The 3,811-nt window shown below is 70.1% G+C and carries 4 protein-coding genes; 2 read left to right on the top strand and 2 right to left on the bottom strand.

The genetic code is table 11. The features are described from left to right. Positions 1-12 precede the first annotated feature (12 nt). A complete protein-coding gene (locus tag IEZ21_RS29610; protein WP_189324917.1) occupies positions 13-618 on the bottom strand; it encodes a sigma-70 family RNA polymerase sigma factor in 606 nt (201 codons plus the stop codon). 84 nt (positions 619-702) lie between these two features. Further along, positions 703-1,446 carry a hypothetical protein gene (locus IEZ21_RS29605; RefSeq protein ID WP_246568244.1) on the bottom strand — a complete coding sequence of 248 codons (744 nt, stop codon included), beginning with the start codon at positions 1,444-1,446 and terminating at the stop codon, positions 703-705. A gap of 188 nt (positions 1,447-1,634) precedes the next feature. Between IEZ21_RS29605 and IEZ21_RS29600 the strand changes: the two genes are divergently transcribed. Together IEZ21_RS29600 and IEZ21_RS29595 are read left to right on the top strand one after the other, a co-directional pair. Next, the gene (locus IEZ21_RS29600) at positions 1,635-2,693 is read left to right on the top strand and encodes a right-handed parallel beta-helix repeat-containing protein (protein WP_189324916.1); all 1,059 of its coding nucleotides are present in this window, start codon (positions 1,635-1,637) and stop codon (positions 2,691-2,693) included. 79 nt (positions 2,694-2,772) lie between these two features. Next, positions 2,773-3,807 (top strand): methyltransferase, encoded by a 1,035-nt coding sequence (locus IEZ21_RS29595; RefSeq protein ID WP_189324915.1) that lies wholly within the window; start codon positions 2,773-2,775, stop codon positions 3,805-3,807. Positions 3,808-3,811 lie beyond the last annotated feature (4 nt).

Genomic DNA, 3,811 nt, shown 5'->3' with positions numbered 1-3,811 from the left:
CCGTACGGGATATCAGGCAGCCGCCGCGGCCAGCGGCCGATGGCCTTCGGCCTCGTACAGGGACTCGATCAGTGAGCTGCGGGCGCGGGCCACGCGTGAGCGCACGGTGCCGACCGGGCAGCCGCCGGCCCGCGCTGCCTCCTCGTACGACAGGCCCAGCATCTGGGTCAGTACGAAGGCCTCGCGGCGGTCGTCGGGCAGTGCGGCCAGCAGTTCCGCGAGGGCGATGCCGTCGTCGAAGCCCGGCAGGCCGCGTGGCTGGGCGCGTTCGGCCGCCGACTGCCAGTTGTCCCGGTCCGACAGGCGGGGCCGGGCGGAGGAGTACCGGAGGTTGTCGATGACCGCGCGACGCGCGATGGCCAGCAGCCAACTGCGCGCCGAGGAACGGCCTTCGAAACGGTGCAGGCTGCCGAGGGCCCGCAGGAAGGTGTCCTGGGTCAGGTCGTCGGCGGCTTGCGGGTCGGCGCCGAGGTACGTCACGTAGCGGCTGACGTCCCGGTGGAGGGCGCGGACGAACTTCTCGACGGCGTCCAGGTCACCGCCGCGGGCGGCGAGCGCCCAGGAGGTTATCGACTCGTCGTGCGGGCAGGGCGAGCTGTGCAGGGCAGGAGTGAACACCTGTGTCCTTCTCGGGGTCCGGGAACCAGGCCCAGCAGAAGAGGGCTCGGCGGTTCCGGTGACTGTTGGTGGCTCCGGCTGTCGTCAGAGGACAGCGGGCCGGGCGGGCGGACCCCGAGAAGTGATGGCGTACACGAGGAGGAGCTGCCGCAACGCGTGACCCGAGCCGTCCCGGAGGGCGCGGACGCGCGGGCGGTACGGCGGCGAGGGCAGCCGGAGCGGCAGCCGCAGCGGCGCGACGAGCCACCCGGCGAGAACCCGCAGGATGCGGAAGGCTGCGCGCTCACCGTGGGCGAGCCACAGGCCGCACAGCAGGGCGGCGGCCAGGTGAGCGGCGAGCATGCCGGTGGGGGACATGCCGTCCATGAGATGACCCGCGTGGGCCGTGGAGGCCGTGGACGCTGCGGAGTCCATGGAGGACGGCATGCTTGCCGTCCCCGCCATGTCGTGGCTCATGGAGTGCGCGGTCGTCGCCGCGTCGGGGGAGCGCGGGCCGCTTCCCGACGGCGTGCACAGCAGATGGCGCACCCACCGCTGGGCGAAGGACGCCCCATGGGCCGGCTCCGGCCGTACGACCGCCTGCGCGAGCGAGAACAACGCGTGGAGGACCACCTGGGTGGCGACCGCGAGGGAACCGACCACGAAGAGTCCGCGTTCCCGGCCCGCCAGACCCCACGCCATGCCGCCCGCCGCGACGACTCCGGCGGCCAGTGCCCAGACGGGCACCGCGACACCGGACGTCATCACGTGTCCCTGGACAGCGAACAGCACGCAGACGACCGCGAACATCGCGGCCCTCAGCGTACGAACACTCCGTCCAGCACTCATGGCGGGCTTCATCCTTGCACCGGCATTGGGCCGTCACAGCCCAATACGGACAACCACCGGGTGCTCAACTCAATCCGGCCCGTGTGATCCAGGCCACGGCAACGCGGAGCCACGGCAACGCGGAGGGCGTGCCGCCAGATGGCCTATTCGGCCTTGCCGGGGAAAAATTGGGGCATAGCGTGCGGAATATGATGAAACAACATATCGCCTACCTGGCATGCGCCGCGGCGGTCATCGGGACGGGGCTCGGGGCCGCCCCGTCGACCGCTGCCCATACGACCCACGTGGTCCATCCCGGAGAGTCGATCCAGCAGGCGGTGGACGCCGCCGAACCGGGCGACACCGTTCTCCTGCACCGCGGCACCTACCGCCAGAGCGTCGAGGTGAGCACACCCGGGCTCACACTGCGCGGCATGGGCGGCGGCACCGTGATCAGACCCGCCACGAAGAGGGCCGCCAACAGCTGTGCCAAGGGCGGCAACGGCATCTGTGTGGTGGGGACGAAGAACCGCAACGTCAAGGACGTCACCATCGCCGCCCTGAAGGTGACCGGCTTCGCCAAGAACGGGATCTACAGCACGGCCACCGACAGGCTGACCGTGCGGAACGTGACCGCGGTGAAGAACGGGGTGTGGGGCATCGCCCAAGAGGCTTCCGTCCGCGGCGTGTTCCGGTGGAACACCGCCCGGGACAACGGCGACGCGGGCCTGTTCCTCGCCAACACGATCACGGCCGAGGAGGGCGCCACGAATGCCCGGGGCGCGGTGGTGGAGCACAACCGGCTGGAGGGCAACCGCATCGGCGTCACCGTCCGGCGACTGCGGAACCTCAGCGTCGCGGGCAACGACGTCACCGGCAACTGCGCGGGAGTCTTCGTCGTCGGTGACGAGAACAAGCCGAGGGCCGGCGACCTGGCCGTACGCGACAACCACATCACGCGGAACAACAAGTTCTGCCCGAAGACCGAACGGCTGCCCTTTCTGCAGGGCTCCGGCATCGTCCTGACCGGCGCCGAGAAGACCCTCGTGACCGGGAACGAGATCACGGACAACGTCGGCACCTCGCCGTTGTCGGGCGGCATCGTCCTGTTCAAGAGCATGGTGGGCGTCACCAGCGAGCAGAACCGGATCAGCCGCAACCGGCTGGCGGGCAACGCCCCGGCCGACCTCGTCAACACGGACACCGGCAAGGGCAACACCTTCGCAGGCAACTCCTGCCGGGTGTCCAGGCCCGCGGGACTGTGCTGACCGGCCGGCCGTATCCACCCGGTGTCCATCCCCCGGTATCCATCCGCGGAGCAGTGAAGTGAAGGAAGGAACGCGGCACATGACGACCGCACAGACCACCCCACCGCCGTCCATGAGGCTGAGGGAACTCGTGTTCGGCGCGGCATGTGCCGCCGCCCTCCGCGCAGCCGTCCGGCTGGGGGTCGCCGACGCTCTCGGCGACAGTCCCCAGGCTGTGGAGGACCTCGCGGCCGCGGTGAAGACCGAACCCCGGCCGCTGCGACGGCTGCTGCGGGCCCTGTCCTGCTACGGCGTCTTCGCCGAGCGGCCGGACGGGACGTTCGCACACACCGACATGTCCCGGCTGCTGCGCGAGGACGACCCGCACAGCCTGCGCCACATCTCGCTGTGGTGCACCGAGCCATGGACCTGGGACGCGTGGCCCAGGCTGGACGAGGCGGTACGCACCGGCCGGAACGTCGTCGAGGACCTGTACGGAAAGGAGTTCTTCACCTACCTCAACGAGGACGCCCCGGAATCGGCCGACGTCTTCAACCGCGCCATGACGACCTCCAGCGTGCAGTCCGCGCAGGACGTCGCCAACTTCCTTGACCTGTCGGGGAGTTCGTCGGTCGCCGACATCGGGGGCGGCCAGGGGCACGTGGTGGCGAGCCTGCTGGAGAAGTACCCCTCGATGCGCGGCGCGCTGCTCGACCTGCCGCGCGTCGTGGAGAACGCCGATCCACGGCTGCGTACGGGAGGCGCGCTCGCGGACCGGGTGCGCATCGTGGCCGGCGACGTCCGGGTGGATGTCCCGGTGGGAGCAGACGCGTACGTCATCAAGAACATCCTGGAGTGGGACGACGACAGCACCGCCCGGACCCTGCGCAACGTCATCGAGGCGGGCGGACCCGGGACACGGGTCGTGGTCATCGAGAACCTCGTCGACGACACCCCGTCGATGCGGTTCAGCACCGCCATGGACCTGCTGTTGCTCCTCAACGTCGGCGGGGCGAAGCACACCACCGAGAGCATGACCCGCCGGCTGACCGATGCGGGACTGGTCATCGACGACGTCCGGCCGGTCAACCCGTATCTGCACGCCTTCGACTGCACCGTGCCCGACCACGGATAGGCAT

The sequence above is a fragment of the Streptomyces flaveus genome (assembly GCF_014647675.1).
Taxonomy (GTDB): domain Bacteria; phylum Actinomycetota; class Actinomycetes; order Streptomycetales; family Streptomycetaceae; genus Streptomyces; species Streptomyces flaveus.
This window is presented reverse-complemented; position numbering and strand designations above follow the sequence as displayed.